This is a genomic window from Peribacillus sp. NJ11, assembly GCF_030348405.1.
Taxonomy (GTDB): Bacteria; Bacillota; Bacilli; order Bacillales; family DSM-1321; genus Peribacillus.
This window is the reverse complement of the sequence record NZ_JAUCFO010000001.1, coordinates 2,006,958-2,023,753: the sequence shown is the minus strand read 5'-3', so window position 1 is coordinate 2,023,753 and position 16,796 is coordinate 2,006,958. Positions and strand designations below refer to the sequence as shown.

Below are 16,796 nucleotides of genomic sequence, written 5' to 3'. Positions count from 1 at the left end.
AAAACTGATTTCAAGAGAAATTGGTTATTTTATTTTTCACTTCCCCGAGACCAGATAACTACAGGAATCAATAATAAAGATAATAACCCTCCAATAAATGATAATGTTGTATAACTTGAACCGGCCACAATCATTCCAGAAAAGGCTCCACCAGCAGCACCTGATAACGCAATTAAAACATCCACTGCACCTTGAGTTTTAGCCCGAGTTGAAGTTCCAGTTGAATCAACAATGAGAGCAGTCCCACTTATTAAACCAAAATTCCATCCTAATCCAAGTAAAGAAAGAGCAATAACTAGGAGAATCATAGAATCACCTGGTGCAACCGCTGATATTAAACCTGCCAGAAGCAACGTAACTCCAGAAGCAATAGCCATGGCAGTACGACCAAACTTATCAACAAGGAAACCTGTAACCAGTGAAGGGAGAAACATTGCACCTATATGAAAGCCAATAACAAGACCTATTTCACCCAAGTCATGTCCATGATGTCTCATATGAACTGGTGTCATTGTCATAATAGCCACCATGACAATTTGAGTAAGAACCATGATTGTTGCACCAACAATAATGCCTCTTTTGTTTTCCGTTTTTTCAGTATCTGTCGAATGTTCTATTCGATTACTTTCTTGGTTGGACACTTCTATTGTTCTTGCTATAACCAATGGGTCTGGGCGAAGCATGATGAAAAGTACAAGACCTGCTAAGATAAATGCTGCAGCTGATAAAATGAAAGGACCAGCAAGTGATGGAACACCAATAGAAAGAGCAAAATCCCCCATTACATTCACTAAATTCGGACCTGCAACTGCACCAAATGTTGTAAATACCATAGTAATACTAATAGCAGTAGCTCGCTGTTTATTGTTTGCTAAGTCCGTACCAGCGTAACGAGCTTGTAAATTTGTCGCTGTTCCTGCACCATAAATGAGCAGGGAAGCGAATAAAAGGAAAATGCTATTTATTATGGCTGCAGTTATGACTCCTATCGCTCCAAGTCCACCTACCATAAAACCAGCTGTTAGACCTGTACGACGACCGTAACGTTGAGAAAGTCTCCCTACGATTAAAGCAGCCCCTGCAGACCCTAAAGTAAATAAACCCGAAGGAAGTCCAGCAAATGCATCTGTGCCAAGCATTTGTTGTGCAAGAAGTGCCCCCACCGTAACTCCAGCTGCTAACCCAGCACCACCAAAAATTTGTGAAATACTTATAATAATCAATGTACGTTTGTATAACATTTTTTGTTTTTCTTGAGAATCTACATAACTCTGGTTCAATTGATATGTTTTACTAGACATTTGTTATGACCTCAATTCATATATCATTCTGTAATTTCTCCGGTGTAGTAACCGTTCTAGCGATGACCAGGGCATCTTTCTTATCACTTTTAGACTGAGAATCATCACTGTTTTCTTTATTCCTTTTTACTAAGTGAAGTTTACCGTCACTACCTCAATTCCTTGTTTAAATAGCCACTTCGAGAGATTATCCATTAATGGATTTTAGGTTCCATTCCTACAATGGCACCTCCAGTTTATTTAATCTTTGAATCTTATCCATCCATTTTAATAAACTAGCAAATCCATCTTCATTAAGCTAACCTTTCTTTAGTTCAATAAGAAAAAAGGCTGCCGAGCAACCTCGCTTATTGAAGTAAAGCACCCCGATTATTAGACCAACCTTTAAATTCATCGAATTATATTCTTTGTCATACCAATGGTAAACTTCTCAAATCCTAAATTTTCATAATATGATTCCAAACTTTCTACACACATAAGTTGAGGAATTACTCGATTTTGCTCACAATGTTCAATTATTCGATTCAATATTTCTTTACCGATTCCTTTGGACTGATAGCTCGATAGTACACAAACTCCACATATAACTCCAGTAATCACACCATCTGAAATAACACGTCCCATACCCACTAACTGCTGTTCATCAAAAGCATAAATTGCATACCAGCTTTGATTGCACATTTGTTTCAATTCATTAACTGTTAATTTAAGTGAATTCCATCCTAAAGATTCATATAAGGTTAGTACTTGCTTGAAACTTTCAGGGGGTTCCATTGTATAATATATAGGTTTTTCCATAAAAGCACCTCCCTGGATTTTTGTAACTTACAAGTTAATATCAACATGTATCTTCCACTGCCTGCCCCGATAGTTGGTTAAGAAAAAGGTTGCCTAAGCAACTCCATGTTCGACTCAAACCCTTTAGGTCAATTTTAAATTCCCTTCCCATATTTCACCAAAATATGCCACAATAGTTTTAATTCCTGAAGTACCTCTGGATACGTTCCGCGATCGCTCCAAGACCCTGGATTGCGTTTCAAGTCCATTACAGCAGATCCAATTATGTTCGCATCGATTAAATTATTATGTGCAATTCGTTTTGCCAAGGAAGTCATTGATGGGCCTCTAAAATCCGCAGGGACCTGGTCTACCATAAGTACAGAGCCCTTGTGCCAATAAAGATCAATAGAATACTTAAGGCATATTTGTTCCATTGTTCTCCCTACATGATTGTCCTTGAATGAAGGATCTGCAACAAGCACTTCCACGTCTTCTTTAAGTGATATGTCCCCATGAACTTGGGCTTCAAGATAGTGGTTAAGATTGCGGCTTGGCTCTTTGTTTGCTGGATCCATAAACGGGCTTTCTAGGTTAACCAGTAAATGATTGATTAATCTTGCTGGCGTCAGATTTCTTTCACCGATTGCAAAATCCCTTAAGAACGCTTCTTCCAAGAGTGCAGCCAAAATGATGTCAAACTCTTCATAAGTGCCCTTTTCTTTTGGGTCTTGATGCGAATCCAAATACGTGTAGGTGGAACGATAAGAGACCTCAGGGGAAAGAACAAAATAGCATGATCCAAACCGTGGAGCAGGCCCATCAGGATGTAACATCAAATTTAGCGCCCCATATTTAGGCCGTTGGTTATTGGTTGTGCCCTCCAGTTGATATGCTCCTCCAAAAATTCTCTTCTCCCAAATGTCGCGATTACCGCCAGAGTATGCGGATACGCTGCCATTCGATAAAAATGTTTCAAACTGGCTCTTATATATTCCCTGCTCAAGCATTGCTTCAGCAACGCTTTTCATAGTCGAATCTGGTCTATCTGGGTGAAAATGCAGACAAATATTTGCATGAGCCTTTAAATTAACAACAGCATTTTCAAATACCTTTTCCGAGATATTGGACATTTTTAATATGTGATTAATTATTGCTTTAGCTTCATGTTTATGGTTACTTGCATACTTTGTAAAATGCTTTAAAGCAAATTGTTGTGCCCTTGATAAACCCATGAATAGACGAGTCTCTCCTTTCATTCAGTTGATCCTAATTAATTCAATGAAAAGTTGTTTTTCCCTTATTTTCAATTAACTGCTCCGTTAAGCAGCAATATCTCCATAACTATAAAAATATTCACTTTATAGAGACACTATGCACTTGGAACTTAAAGATGCTTGCTCTTCCCCAAGACCCCTGGCTAAATCTCCGAATCTCTTGTTTTTCTTTTCGCCATCAGACGCTTATAAAGAGGAAAGCCAAACATATAATACCCTGAAAATGACAGCAGTATTAAGGCTAAACCTGTCATTGTGAGGATCGTGTATCTATACCAATTGCCAAAGAAGGATCCATCATGCAAAGTAATGAGGAAAGTTGAGTAATCCGGGTTCGTGGATAAAACTTTTCCCGTACTTGCATCGATTTGAACACCTTGACTGTTATTAAAGCGAACCTGGTAAACATTTGCACTTGGTCTATATTCAATTCTAAATATATCATCAACCGAGTCTGTACCTGGAAGTCCCTGGGAAACAGCAATCGACACGACCTTCTCCATTGGTATCGCTTGATTTGGACTCGACTCTTTCCCCGTCCTTAACTCATCAGCCACTCCGAGTGGTATCATATAAACAAGCACGAGGCCTGTGACTGCGATGAACATAAAAAAAACAGATAAAATTAATCCTGACCATTTATGTACTTTTCGGCTAAATTGATACAACTTTACAGATTTCGACATTGTTCCACCACACTCCTTGGCTACTTTTCACAACATTTTTCAATTTGAAGTAAAACCCTAAAAATCGCACAATTATAAACTTTTCTTCATAACTATCCTATGTTCATTTACAACATAATCATTCTTTCGATAAAATGCTTCTGCATGCCCGTCGTTAGCAGTTAATAAATATAAACTTTTAATCCCTCTCTTCTGTAGTTCATCTTCTAAAGAATGAAGCATTTTTGAGCGTATCCCTTACCTTGCAATTGATTATTTACACAAAGTTCCGCCAAATAAAAAGTTAAACCTTGATAAGACACCTTACTATTTCCAGCAATAAAACCTACTGGATTGTGATCGACATGGAATAAAAAACCAAGAAACTTAGGAGTATTCAGTAAGTCAGTAAGTCTTTCTTTAGCAGTCTCGTATGTCCAACTTTCATTCCATGGTTCACTATTAAAAACGTTCATGTAGAGTTCGATACATGGCTCTAAATTCTCCGATGTCAGTGGTAACCTTTCTGTCATATTCATGCTTCCTTTCTATTTTCATTAAAATTTTGTATATTAATCCAAATTATATCTTATCTTTGTTGAACTGACCTGACCCTTTAGTTACATAAGAAAAGGAGCTGCCTTAAAGACAGCTCCGATCTTCAGCTAACGCACCCGTTAGTTTAAGTACATTCTTCTCAAACTTATATTAGTTCGCAACTAAGATTTAAGAACATAATTGATAAATTCTGTTTTTGCTTTAGTGTACGCTTCACGATCATTGCTATATTTTTTTGCTAAATTTCTTTTAAGAATAGCGTATTCATCAATAAACTGCTGATTAGTCCGTAATAAATCACGAAAAAGTAGCTGATTATCCCACCGTTCTTCTCCCTCAAGTAAAATATGTAAATGTACTACTCGTTTGTCGTTAATTACTTTCACAAAAAATCTTTGCCAAGGTCGATTGTCTATGTTAGGTGGTACATAATTCCAGTCGTGATTAGCTAACAATGAAGATATTTCTTTTATTTTTTGAAATGAATCAATTTTAGCCATTAAATCAATGATTGGTTTAGCTGGTAAATTTGGAATAGATGTACTTCCATAATGTTGAATTTCCGTTATGCCGAAAGTTGAAAGAAGATTAAGAAGAAGTGCTTTTTCCTGATTACCTTTTTCTACCCACTTGGGATTTGGTTCGTCAATGTCTATTGTCTCATTAGCCCAAACGGGCCATGTGCTTTCATCATGAATATCTTTCATTTTACTCTCCCTCAAGATTTTAATTTTTTCAGTTTCAGAAAAATCTTAGTACCTACATTCTTTTACAAACCTGCCTTGATAAAAGAAAAAGCTGCATTAAAGACAGCTCCGATCTTCAGCTAACGCACCCGTTAGTTCATTAAGAAAAGCGATTCTTATTCAAGAATCGCGCCCTATAATGGAATAACTAAATATGATTTCAATCATAAAATAAATTATTTCTCCCAAATTAATACAGCACGTTTTAAAATTGAATCCCAAGAATCTTTTCCAGCAGCGATCTTTTCTACATCATAATCTACATAATAAACAGCATCAATTTTTTCACTTTCAGAAAATTCCCAGATATAATCCTGTTCATTAAGATTCTTCTCGTTATTAATTAGGTTTCTTGAAGGGGAATCAGCAATTGTTTCTTTATAAGAGATAAAACTTACATTCTTTTTCTCTCCGTCAATTTCAAGTGGCATAGGATGGGTCTCGCTAACACTAGCATAACTTTTACCGTAATAATGAGAAACCAATTGATTATCATTTTGCATTTCAATTTTAATTAGATTTTTCGAGTATGGAATAACCCTTTCATAATAAAAAGTATATGCAAACGCTCCTAATAAAATTATAGCCGTAGCAAAAATGGAAGCAAATGAAATTATTACTTTTTTCTTACGCCATTTTTTATTAATCTTTTTAATAATAGGGGCTTTATTTTCTGCTGGAATATACAGTTTACGTTTCATTGTTTCATATTCCTTTTGGCATTTTTCACAATGCTGTAAATGCTGGTCTACCATTTCTTTTGTATCTTGACTAACTACCTCATCAATATAAAGAGGTAAAACATCTTGAATAATTGTGCATTTAATCTCTTTCATGATTCAACTCCTCCATATACTCAATAATTTTTTTCCTCGCTCTGTAAAAAGTTACCCTTGCCCACCCCGAACTTTTCCCAAAGAGTCTTCCTATTTTCTCAAAAGGTAATTCGCCAAAAGTGCGTAGTGAAAAGACTTCTTTGTATGGCTCATCCATAGAGTGAAGAAATTGATGAACAGTAAAGGCATCTTCTTCATTCATCAAATGTTTTACAATTTGAACTCCCGTACTTGGTTCTTCTTTAACATCTAAATCTATTTGCCTTTTCTTTCTTTTGTAATGAGAGAAATATGTATTTTTTGCAATTGTAAAAAGCCACGCCCTAATATCTTTAGAACCATCGAATTTTTCAATTGCTTTTAACGCCTTAAAAAATGCCTCTTGCGTAATTTCTTCAGCTATACTCTCATCGTGGCTTAATGATTTGATAAACAAATAAACTTCTTTAAAGTATTCGCGATAGATTTCCTCAAAGTCGATCTCTTTTCACCCCATTCACTTATATAACTCCTAGAATTTAATTACGTTACAAAAATATTTAAATATTTTACACTGGGCAATTATGTTATTTTCTCGATTACCAATCTCCAAATGATTCAGGATCAACATAATATATTTAATTTTCATCAAAATAAAAATAGGCATATTCAAAAGAATATACCTCATCCTTCTTTAACTGCTTCTATAATTTAAGTTCAATATCATTACCAGAAGTAATCAATTTTTCTTCAGATTCTTCCTCCATTAAATGGCCCTTTAATGGAATAATATGAATGACGTTTAAATAACTTTATTATGTTTTAAACGACTTTATTGTAAATTAAACAACTTTAATGTCACTTAACAGTATTTCTTATGGAACTATCCTGCCCCTTTAGTTCCATAAGAAAAAGCTGCCTTAGAGACAGCTCCGATCTTCAGCTAACGCACCCGTTAGCTTAAGTATATTTATTCACAATCTATCTGGTTTTACATATATTAACTCTGTTTAGTTATTACAGGAATGCTGTCCCATAGATTTCGATATTGCTCCCGGTATTATAATAAGGTTTAAAGAATTACGCCTGATACATCTCCTTTCAATACTTCTTTTTCATTCTGATTTTTACATAAAAAGGATGCAATAAACGCTGTTCTATTATTTTCTTGCCTTTCGTATTTCTCAATTTTAACTTTACAAACTATGGTATCTCCTGTAAAAACAGGTCTTAAAAACTCAAAACTCGTACTACGAGCCAGTACGTTATTATCTCCAGCTATTTTTGTTGGCAGAGTTGCCGTTAGTAACCCTTGAATGACAAGTCTTCCTTGTTCATCTGGGGTTATATGATGTATCCCTTCATCCCCTGAAATCTCAGTAAATAATTCAACATCCCTTACTGTAAAAGTTCGTTCAAACGTAATTATGTCTCCTGCTTTTAATGACATTTTAAACTCCTCCTAATGTCTGGTTAATTACAAATTTGAATATTACATCAACACCAGACTTTTCAAGGTAATATATTCCACAAAGTAATAAAAAAACCCTTCTTCCACTAAACTGCCCCGTTAGTGCCATAAGAAAAAGGCTGCCGCAGCAACCCCTGTTAATGAACTAAAGCACCTGTTAGTTCAAGAAGTTTAATTTGTAATTTCGTTTGTGTTACGATTTAAAATCTGAAAATAAGTTATTACAGCAATTACAATGCACAATACACCACTCACTAACCAAATATAGAAAAAAATTTGACCACCAAATGTGGGAGAATTAAAAATAAAATAACTAAGTAAGAATAATACTCCACCCAAAAAAGATAAATAATAAGCAAACCGTTTATGCTGTTGCTTTAATAAATGGTATCCAATAAGAATTAACAAATATAAACTGCTTATTACCATAATGACAGGAAAAGTTGGTTGAAATTTAACTGCGTATATAAAGTAGTCAAGTTGTGATATAGAGCTATTACTATTTACCTCACCGTATAAAAATTGGGAAAATGGTGTTGAGTACTTCCATTCCCTAGGATGATCTACGATTGCACTACCTTCATATAAAGCACAAACAGTAGAAATTAAAAGTAAAATAGATGCTATACCGAACTGAAACAAAAAACTAAACCTAAATATATTAAACACCCTCAAATTTATTATTTAAAAATAACTCTCACACTTAATTTAAAATTAATTTCAATTATTAACATCAAAAACTTCATTTTTTAACCTGCCCCTTTAGTTCCATAAGAAAAAGCTGCCTTAAAGACAGCTCCCATCTTAAGCTAACGCACCCTATAGTTTAAGTACAATATTTCACAAACTTCTAACTAATAAAAAAAAGACGGTGACTTACATAAGTCATCGCCCCGATATTCTAATTATTCAATGCCTAGTAGAATTCCACTCGTCAACTATATGGTCCCTAAAACGAGCTACTTTACTTGTTTATTCATTCCCCACTGGAAGTACAACAGTAAATGGTTTTAATTCCCTAGCTGGGACAAAGTTTGAAAAATTAAATTGCAACATTGTATTTTCCAGCTTAAAGTTCATGATTTTTTCTTCTCCATTTAAATCGAATGTAGATCGGAAGTGCGCTGTCTTTTTATCGATAGTTTTCACTTTATTCATGCGAATGCTATGATTTTTAGGTGGTACTGGATTTTCAGGATCTATTTCCCCTAAATATCCCTTATCTACCAACAATAATTCATATTTCAAATTATTTTCAAATAAATCAAGCTGGTGTTTACTCAATTCCTTGGAGAGCCCTGTAAATTGATAATCGATTACTAGTTTACTACCCTTTTTGGTTATATCATTTACCTGAAGGCCTAAATTGAGCCGTTTGCTTTTTAAGGTGAAAGATTTAATATTCAAAAGCTGTTGTACTTTTGGATCTGCTGCAGATAACTGAGGATAAAAGGTAAGTGAAGTAATATCTGAATTGAGCTTGGTCATTTCTCTTCTCATGGTACTTTGATATCCATCTTCTTGTTCAGAATCCTCGAGAACTGTTTGGTTTCCAAACCTATACACATTTCCTTTATCATCAACAGCTTTTAATATAATAATGTCATCACCCTTGTATTTCTCCACGGTCTCATAAACAAGCGAAGATGACGCCCTTGCGGTGAGGATCTCTTTAATACGGATTTTGACCTCATCATCCGGGTATCCATGCTCCTGATCAATAACAAGTGTACTGTTTTTTTCTTGCTGAATTGGGATATCAAAATTCCATTCACCTTTTATCCCGTTAATATTATGAATAGTTATGGGGAGAGTAGAATTCTCCTTAAATGATTTATATGGATATTCCATTTTCCATTGGAAATTGTATCCCCCCTTGACCTTCCTAATGTCTGTCGACTTTCCATTCAACCAAGGGTCATTATCCCCTTTGTTGTGTTCAAAATTCATATCAAAGCTTACTTCCCCTTTTTCGTTATGCCCTTTTTCAACATCTTCATCTACAAATCCTGTAATTGATACCACATTGCCATCAAAATAAGCGCTGATGAGTTTTACAGTCACTCCATTTTTAGTTAAGGATTGATTTAATTCTGTAACTGCATCTTGATTCGCAAGTTCAACGCCCATTGAATCATTGAATTCTTGAAAAATCCCGCCTATTAAAGGGGTATTAGCCAATACTTTATTCATTGTAGGATTAACAAATCCAGAAGCAATGGTGATTCCAAGAAGAGCAGCTGCAGCAGCTGAACCTGCAAGAACTTTCTTTTTCTTTATTTTCCTACCTTGCCCTGACATTTTTAAGCCTTTATCAATAGCGCTAAACACTTTTTCTTTTGGTACAACTATTTTTTCAATAGCACTTTTTACTTCTTTGTTATCCATTGCATTTGCCCTCCTCTTCTTTATAGGACTTTTTTAATTCGGCTTTCCCCCTGCTTAAATAAGTTTTTACAGTCCCTTCGGGGATCTCCATGATTTCGCTAATGGTTTTAATAGAATAATCATAGTAGTAAAACAAAATAATGGCGGTTCGATAATTCCCTTTTAACTGTCCGATCGCATTTAATAGATCTATTGCTTCGTCATGACCTGAATGATAGGTTACCGTTAAATTAGACAATACTTCGTCTGTTAGCCGCACAATATTATTTCTTTTCTTAAGGATTTGGCCAGCACAGCGGATAATGATTTTTGTAAGCCAAGTCATAAAATATTCCGGATGCTTTAACGAATGAATACTCGTAAAAGCCTGATACGTTGCCTCTTGAACGACATCTAATGCATCCTCTTCGTTATGTACATAAAGATAAGCAGTCCGGTAGATTCGTTCATAGTGCTGCTTTATGAGTTGTTCAAAAGCTTTTTTATTGCCCCTGATTGCTTTTTTAACCATCTTATCATTCTCAAACTCCATCTCTCTCAACTCCTTTCAACTATTAGTGGAATATATCTTCAGAAAAAGTTTCAAAAAGTTAAAGTATTTTTAGAAAAAGCATAACATGCAAATAAAAACCTAAGTTTAAAAAAATAAACAGAAACCACTTTGCGATTTCTGCTTATTTAAACTGTTGCTTTTTTTTGATAGCTTTTGAATTTGTTGAGTGTATTCTGCAACTCAAAGGTGTTGTGAGTTTACACTTTATTCTACAAAATCGCTTATTGAACTAACCTGCCCCGATAGTTGCATAAGAAAAAGCTGTCTTAAAGACAGCTCTGATCCTCAGCTAACGCACCCGTTAGTTCATTAAGAAAAGCGATTCTGGAATATTGAAAAAAAGAGGCCATCCTTTTTGGACAGCCCCCTTTCTGCTAATTATAAAATTTCTAGTAGAGCTCGATATCATTATATTGGTCACTTCAGAATGTTACCATCTATACTTCAGAGAAGGTATCTCCAAAATGAATTGGCTTTCAATCTTTGAAAACTATGAGAATACTGCAATTTTACGTGCGATAGATTCTGTTAAACGAGAGGCTACTTTTGGAACAGCCCATTTAATAATTGGTGTTAACACCGCACCAGATAATCCGCCTGCATGGATTTCCACCGTACAAGTCATTATTGTTTTACCATTAACATCTTCTGCAGTAAAGTGACCGCTTCCTGTAAAATTATCTGATAAACCTTTTAGTTCAAACTTAATATTTGAAGGTTCATTCCATTCGGTAATATCTACCTGCGCTTGTATTGTTTTTTTAATACCTTTCACACTACCTTCAAATGTCCAAATAGATTGCTTGTCATTTATGATTTCATGTTCTTTATAGGCTGGTACTGTCGTTGCCCATTTTTCGAGATCACTGACATAATCCCAAACTGCCTGTACATCTACTGGAACTACTACAGTATGCGTTCCCGTTGCCATTATGATCCCCACCTTCACTATGTATGTATTGTAACTTTACATTTCTACAAAATAATTATTACATAAAAAGCATAAACTTACATCACTAATTATACATAGCTTTCCTTCTTCCAATCCCCCAATTATTTGTAGAATCAAAATTTTCCAATCCTCCACAATCCGGCCCTTTAATGGAATAACAGGACTGACGTTTTTAAACGACTTTAATGTCAATTAACAGTATTCCTTATGGAACTAACCTGCCCCGTTAGTGACATAAGGATTTTTAAACAACATTATTATTTTTTAATGACTTTATTGTAAATTAAACAACTTTATTATCTCTGTACAGTAGCGTCAGGAAAATGCGGATTTACAACGTTAAGGAAGTTTCAATATTAAAAAACCTAATTTCTCAGCATTAAATGAGAAATTAGGTTTTTTCATTAATAGAAAAAGACTTATAAGTATTTATCACTAATCACTTTCAGATGGTGTAACTCGTGCCCGACAATGCCATATGCAAAGGTACCTATCGAAACTGGGCTGTTCATTACAGTTCCATTACGATCCCACGCTGCATCATCAATGGTTGAAATAAGACTTAACGTGTTGGAGCGTACCGTGTCTAAACCAGCTAGTAGCTGCTCCCAGGATAATTTGTTGAAGTTTGCCGCAGAAACGTATTGATCCTGATCCATTGCTGGGAGTGGTGCACTTTCATTTCGTGCAATGGCAAGCATTCGATACGACATCACACGTTCCACGTCGGCCAAATGCCCAATCACTTCTTTTAAAGTCCATTTCCCTGGTGCGTACGCCTTCCTTGCTGACTCCTCTGATATGCTGCTCAAGAAGGTAATGGTCTTAGTTCGTTGCTTACTAAGTATTTCTTCAATATCTCCATCTGGCACAAGACTAACATACCTATCATACTCTGGATTTTCAATAGATAATGGTCGTGGACGCACAAGAATCCTCCTCATCGGAATAGTTAAGTTATGGTTCTAGGCTAATATTCGACTTTCAAGAAGATATTTCCTTTATTTGATATTTAATTTCATTACCGCAAAATAATTGCAAATTAAACAACTTTATTATCTCTGTACAACTGATTTATGCAGTTAACATAATACAGATAATAATGGATTAATTTACTTTTTATTCCACTAACCTGCCCCGTTAGTTGCATAAAGAAAGAGCTGCCTTAAAGACAGCTCCGATCTTCAGCAAACGTACACGTTAGTTGAAGAAGACCTATTTTAGATGAACAGAAACATATTTGGATTTAGGTCTATTAAATAAAGCAACCTCATAATTTGATAACCAATTCAATTCCCCAAGATAGTAACTGAATATTATCTCATCTGGTTTAGTAGATGACACAAGTTCTTTAACTATTTCTTGTCCGTTCTTATCCCTGACAATTAAATATATTTCACATAAATAGAGACCGTGGTTTATAAAAACTTCAGCTTTATAGGTACGATTGGGACTACTCTTTGGTTTCTTCCAAACGTATTCATTTTTGTAACTTGCTTCTTTCACACAGTTATAGGCATCATCGAAAGGTCTGCTTTCCCAGTTATTTAATTTAACGACCTTATCGATGCCTTGCTTCAAAATGTCCAATACTACCTCTTTTTTCTCTTGCTCTTCTAGTTTAAAAAATTCACTTACATCATAACCAATCTCCACATCACAGAACCCATCTATAATTGATAAGGAAGGGTTTGGGGAGTCTTTAACACAAAAGATATTGATTTGCTTAATATTTTCGGTCTTGAATTTTGAAAAGCACTTTTCGTAAAGGGCAGTAATACATCTTGATTGAAATGAAAAATTTGATTTTACATCGGCAACCCCATCGTCGTTTTCCGAATATAAAAGAAAATGTTTTAATATCATTATTAATCACCTAAATAAATGTTCTACCTTCATCTATTTTTATCCTTCTTTAACTAAACTGCCCCTTTAGTTCCATAAAGAAAAAACTGCCTTAAAGGTAGCTCCGATCTTCAGCTAAAGCACCCGTTACTTAAGAAAATTATTTTTTAGGGCTTGTGCATTATCTTTATCTAACTCTCCATAACTTTCATTTTCATTATTACTAATAATTGTTGCTGTACCTGCACTTTCATTAAACCAAATTTCATATTCATAAAGTCTTTCAGGTATATTTTCATCAAAAGTGTAAAACAAAGTTGCTTCTACGTCTGGTTTTCTAGCCATTTTAACCACTTTATCATCCCATTTGATTTGTTCAAATGCCTGCCTTAGCAGTTCTATTGATTCGCTATCTGTGATCATTACCACATCTTCGTATTTTCCTTCTGTATCAATTTTTTGAACATCTACTCTTGATAATTGTCCTTTTTCTTCCCCAATACAACCGACCAATAACACCATAAAGACAAAAAGAGAAGTAAAATTTATTATCTTTTTCATCATTCACCTCCATAAATTTAGACGTTTACATTTCATAATAGTTCCAGCTTATCTTCAACTAAACTGCCCCGATAGTTCAATAAGGCTTATTGTAGAGCTGGCACATATTGTGACGTAAAAAGAGTTATTTTACTATCTGGTTTGTTTCTTGTTTTTATCCCGAAAATAAGAAATAAGTGCGTCAGCTATGGTAACCAAAATATAAAAAAACTCTAGGAATAGATTTAACAATTAACCAGCTCCTTTTAGGTTGATACTTAGTTGTTTAATTATGGCTGATTTTTAATAAATCTTTATAAACAATTTTATGGATTTGAGGTTGTTATTATGAAGATTTGCAGTAGGGAATTTTGGGTTTAATGAACAGTTTGAATACACTACGCTTGATGAACTAACCTGCCCCGTTAGTTGCATAAAGAAAGAGCTGCCTTAAAGACAGCTCTGATCCTAAGCTAAAGCACCCGTTAGTTGAAGAAGATTACGATATTTTCTACATAAATAAAAGTCAACCTCTCTTCGAGTCTATAATTCAAAATTTTTCCCCTGTTTCAATCTTCTGATTCACTTTCTTCATAATCCTCTGATTCACTTTCTTCGTAATCCTTAAAATCATCATCATCCACCACACATGGGGAAGAGTCCTCTCGAATAAACCGTACCGCATTTAGTCCGATCATCTGAGCAGCGGCGGACGGCTGACCATCCGGAAAAATAGGCGAAATGGACAGATCGGCAACCTTAAGATTTTTGGTACCAAACACATTGAGGAATCCATCGACAACCCCTTCTTGAATCGTCTGTCCCATCCGACACTGCCCGCCTATAGAAAAGTTTGTGTAAGAGGCTTTGACATAATTTTCAAGCTGCTGTTGTTTGTTAGGATCGTTGTCAGGTAGCTGGAATATACTCTCGGGAGGATATACAACTTTCCCGATGCCGTTATTTGGGTATTTCAGTGGATCTCTAGCCTCTACAATAATATTATAAATTCTCTTATATTGATCGACCATATACGTTAGGTCATTGGGATCTTCCAACGGATTGAAGTTAAGAGATGGATAAGCCTCTGGATCGCTATGTTCCACTAGCACTGTACCCCTGCTTTTTGTATTCACGTCTACAATACCAAAACTCATGATACTTGGAGTGGTTTGGAAAGTTAAATCTAAACTCCAACCATTGCTGATCACATCTGGAGCAGGGATAAAAAATGGGATAGGAGCCCCTATCAGTTGGAGACGACGACCTTCTAGTAGATTCATTGGATTCTCTGCTTGGAAAGCACCTAAGATAAGTGGAAAGTTGGGATCAGCAAAAAATATTGGAAGAATTTGGGAGGTATCTATCTCAACCCCCAATCCAACATAACCCTGAGTTTGAAGATTGTGACCCACATTTGGACTCTCTATCAATGTTGGTATACCTGCTTTAGCCAAATCATCCGATTTACCGATTCCTGAACGTTGTAGAATGACTGAGGAAAAAAATCCTGCAGAGACGATAATTCCTTTTCTTGCAAACCTTCTATGTGAAACACCATCCTTGACAAATTCAACACCAACCGCAATGTTCAATCCATCTTTTTTCTTAAATAAGATTTTGTTAACAGTTGTTTTAGCTAAAATAACCAATTTTCTTCCACCAACTCCAAATTCATCTGGATGGAACTGGTTTCCTTGACTGACAATATGGTCATTTAAATAACCTGTTGCCGTTGAGGATCGGACAAATTGACCGGGGCTAACCTCTTTTTGAATAATTTGCGTTTTATAAAATGTACAATCCCTTATGCCGGTATTATAGTCCACAGCAATCGGCGTTCCCAATACAGTGTTTGTTGCTTGAACTAACGAATTGATCAATCCATTAGGGGGAATACTCTGTTGCCTAATAAAGATCGGCCCTTGTGTTCCTCGTCCATTAGGGTCTTGTGTCGATCCTGTATAGGTTTCATTTTTTACAAATAAGGAGCTAATCTTGTCATAACTCCATTGATTACCAACAAGACTTGCCCACTGGTTATACAACTCTTTACTCCCACGTACGGCGTACATGTCACTAATTTCTGAGCTTCCCCCTATGGCGCGACCATTTGTTGCAATAAGTGTACGTGCAATAGTTGACTCTAGTTCAGAAGTAACATTAAAGCTAAACCTGTTACCGCGGGTTGTATTAATGGCAGCCAGAACGCTAGGGTTACTTAGCTCATTCGTCATATTTGTTCCTGCTTCAAGGACAAGTACAGAGGTATGTTTATCATCCGTTAATTTTTTGGCGATTACCCCTCCGGCAGTTCCGGCACCAATCACGATATAATCAAAAATATTGAATTTATCAGAACCAGATTTTTTATCCATATCTTCTGACATAATTATCATCTCCTTCTATATTAGGAGATGCAATTTTACTTTAATTGGTTTGGACAAGATTAGTTTTTATTGCCTTTTTTTCTTTAACTAAAATGCCCCGTTAGTTGCATAAAGAAAAAGCTGCCTTAAGACAGCTCCGATCTTCAGCTAACGCACCCGTTAGCTCAATAAGAGGTACCTCCAACATTTTATCCTATGAACAGAGATGGAGACTATTGTGTCATTTTCCTAATTAGAGTATAAGGTGATATTACCCATTTAATTAATTTCCTCCTTAAAAACAAAAAGGAGATGTTTCTATATGTCACGTTGTGAATCAAGTTGTGATGACGGTTTTGGATTTGGTGGAGGTTTCGCCTTTATAGTCGTCTTGTTTATACTCTTAATCATTGTTGGAGCTAGCTTTGTTGGTGGCTGCGACGGCTACGGCGGCGGTTACGGATATGGCGCCTGTTGTTAAAAATAGTATGAAAAAAGCCGACCTTTATTGGTCGGCTTCTTCAAATTTGATTCCTATT

The 16,796-nt window shown here is 35.5% G+C and carries 17 protein-coding genes and 2 pseudogenes; 1 reads left to right on the top strand and 18 read right to left on the bottom strand.

All coding sequences use genetic code 11. The annotated features are described in order from the left end of the window. Positions 1-29: 29 nt before the first annotated feature. From QUF86_RS09975 to QUF86_RS09890, 18 genes and pseudogenes are all read right to left on the bottom strand, one after another. Positions 30-1,301, bottom strand: coding sequence for an MFS transporter (locus QUF86_RS09975; protein ID WP_289334201.1), 1,272 nt, complete (start codon positions 1,299-1,301; stop codon positions 30-32). A 49-nt stretch (positions 1,302-1,350) separates the two neighbouring features. After that, positions 1,351-1,596: pseudogene (locus QUF86_RS28905) on the bottom strand (IS110 family transposase); the annotation flags it as partial. A 95-nt stretch (positions 1,597-1,691) separates the two neighbouring features. Further along, positions 1,692-2,099 (bottom strand): GNAT family N-acetyltransferase, encoded by a 408-nt coding sequence (locus tag QUF86_RS09965; protein ID WP_289334200.1) that lies wholly within the window; start codon positions 2,097-2,099, stop codon positions 1,692-1,694. A 134-nt stretch (positions 2,100-2,233) separates the two neighbouring features. Then, positions 2,234-3,313: a DUF3626 domain-containing protein gene (locus QUF86_RS09960; protein ID WP_289336208.1), complete on the bottom strand. Its 1,080-nt coding sequence runs from the start codon at positions 3,311-3,313 to the stop codon at positions 2,234-2,236. Positions 3,314-3,498: 185 nt separating this feature from the next. Further along, a complete protein-coding gene (locus QUF86_RS09955; protein WP_289334199.1) occupies positions 3,499-4,041 on the bottom strand; it encodes a PepSY-associated TM helix domain-containing protein in 543 nt (180 codons plus the stop codon). A gap of 206 nt (positions 4,042-4,247) precedes the next feature. Then, positions 4,248-4,553, bottom strand: a complete 306-nt coding sequence (locus tag QUF86_RS09950) for a hypothetical protein (protein ID WP_289334198.1) — start codon at positions 4,551-4,553, stop codon at positions 4,248-4,250. A gap of 186 nt (positions 4,554-4,739) precedes the next feature. Beyond that, entirely contained in the window at positions 4,740-5,285 is a 546-nt protein-coding gene (locus tag QUF86_RS09945) for a GrpB family protein (protein WP_289334197.1), read from the bottom strand. Positions 5,286-5,500: 215 nt separating this feature from the next. Then, positions 5,501-6,160 carry a zf-HC2 domain-containing protein gene (locus tag QUF86_RS09940; RefSeq protein ID WP_289334196.1) on the bottom strand — a complete coding sequence of 220 codons (660 nt, stop codon included), beginning with the start codon at positions 6,158-6,160 and terminating at the stop codon, positions 5,501-5,503. Next, positions 6,147-6,626 carry an RNA polymerase sigma factor gene (locus tag QUF86_RS09935; protein WP_289336207.1) on the bottom strand — a complete coding sequence of 160 codons (480 nt, stop codon included), beginning with the start codon at positions 6,624-6,626 and terminating at the stop codon, positions 6,147-6,149. The genes QUF86_RS09940 and QUF86_RS09935 overlap by 14 nt, the downstream gene beginning before the upstream one ends. Before the next feature lie 585 nt (positions 6,627-7,211). Continuing rightward, on the bottom strand, positions 7,212-7,589 hold the full coding sequence (locus QUF86_RS09930) for a hotdog family protein (protein ID WP_289334195.1): 378 nt from the start codon (positions 7,587-7,589) through the stop codon (positions 7,212-7,214). A gap of 192 nt (positions 7,590-7,781) precedes the next feature. Next, positions 7,782-8,252: a YjdJ family protein gene (locus tag QUF86_RS09925; protein ID WP_289334194.1), complete on the bottom strand. Its 471-nt coding sequence runs from the start codon at positions 8,250-8,252 to the stop codon at positions 7,782-7,784. A gap of 330 nt (positions 8,253-8,582) precedes the next feature. Further along, the gene (locus tag QUF86_RS09920) at positions 8,583-9,998 is read right to left on the bottom strand and encodes a DUF4179 domain-containing protein (protein WP_289334193.1); all 1,416 of its coding nucleotides are present in this window, start codon (positions 9,996-9,998) and stop codon (positions 8,583-8,585) included. Beyond that, positions 9,991-10,530 (bottom strand): sigma-70 family RNA polymerase sigma factor, encoded by a 540-nt coding sequence (locus tag QUF86_RS09915; protein WP_289314826.1) that lies wholly within the window; start codon positions 10,528-10,530, stop codon positions 9,991-9,993. The genes QUF86_RS09920 and QUF86_RS09915 overlap by 8 nt, the downstream gene beginning before the upstream one ends. Positions 10,531-11,041: 511 nt before the next feature. Next, a complete protein-coding gene (locus QUF86_RS09910; protein ID WP_053347531.1) occupies positions 11,042-11,482 on the bottom strand; it encodes an SRPBCC family protein in 441 nt (146 codons plus the stop codon). Positions 11,483-11,922: 440 nt separating this feature from the next. Further along, entirely contained in the window at positions 11,923-12,432 is a 510-nt protein-coding gene (locus QUF86_RS09905) for a DinB family protein (protein WP_289334192.1), read from the bottom strand. Between the two features lie 286 nt (positions 12,433-12,718). Beyond that, positions 12,719-13,369: a hypothetical protein gene (locus QUF86_RS09900; RefSeq protein ID WP_289334191.1), complete on the bottom strand. Its 651-nt coding sequence runs from the start codon at positions 13,367-13,369 to the stop codon at positions 12,719-12,721. Positions 13,370-13,495: 126 nt separating this feature from the next. Further along, entirely contained in the window at positions 13,496-13,909 is a 414-nt protein-coding gene (locus QUF86_RS09895; protein ID WP_289334190.1) for a YhfM domain-containing protein, read from the bottom strand. Positions 13,910-14,457: 548 nt separating this feature from the next. After that, on the bottom strand, positions 14,458-16,278 hold the full coding sequence (locus QUF86_RS09890) for a GMC family oxidoreductase (protein WP_289334189.1): 1,821 nt from the start codon (positions 16,276-16,278) through the stop codon (positions 14,458-14,460). Between the two features lie 301 nt (positions 16,279-16,579). On the opposite strand from QUF86_RS09890, the pseudogene QUF86_RS09885 reads away from it, so the two are divergent. Next, positions 16,580-16,693 (top strand): annotated as a pseudogene (locus QUF86_RS09885) (YjcZ family sporulation protein); the annotation flags it as partial. Between the last annotated feature and the right edge of the window lie 103 nt (positions 16,694-16,796).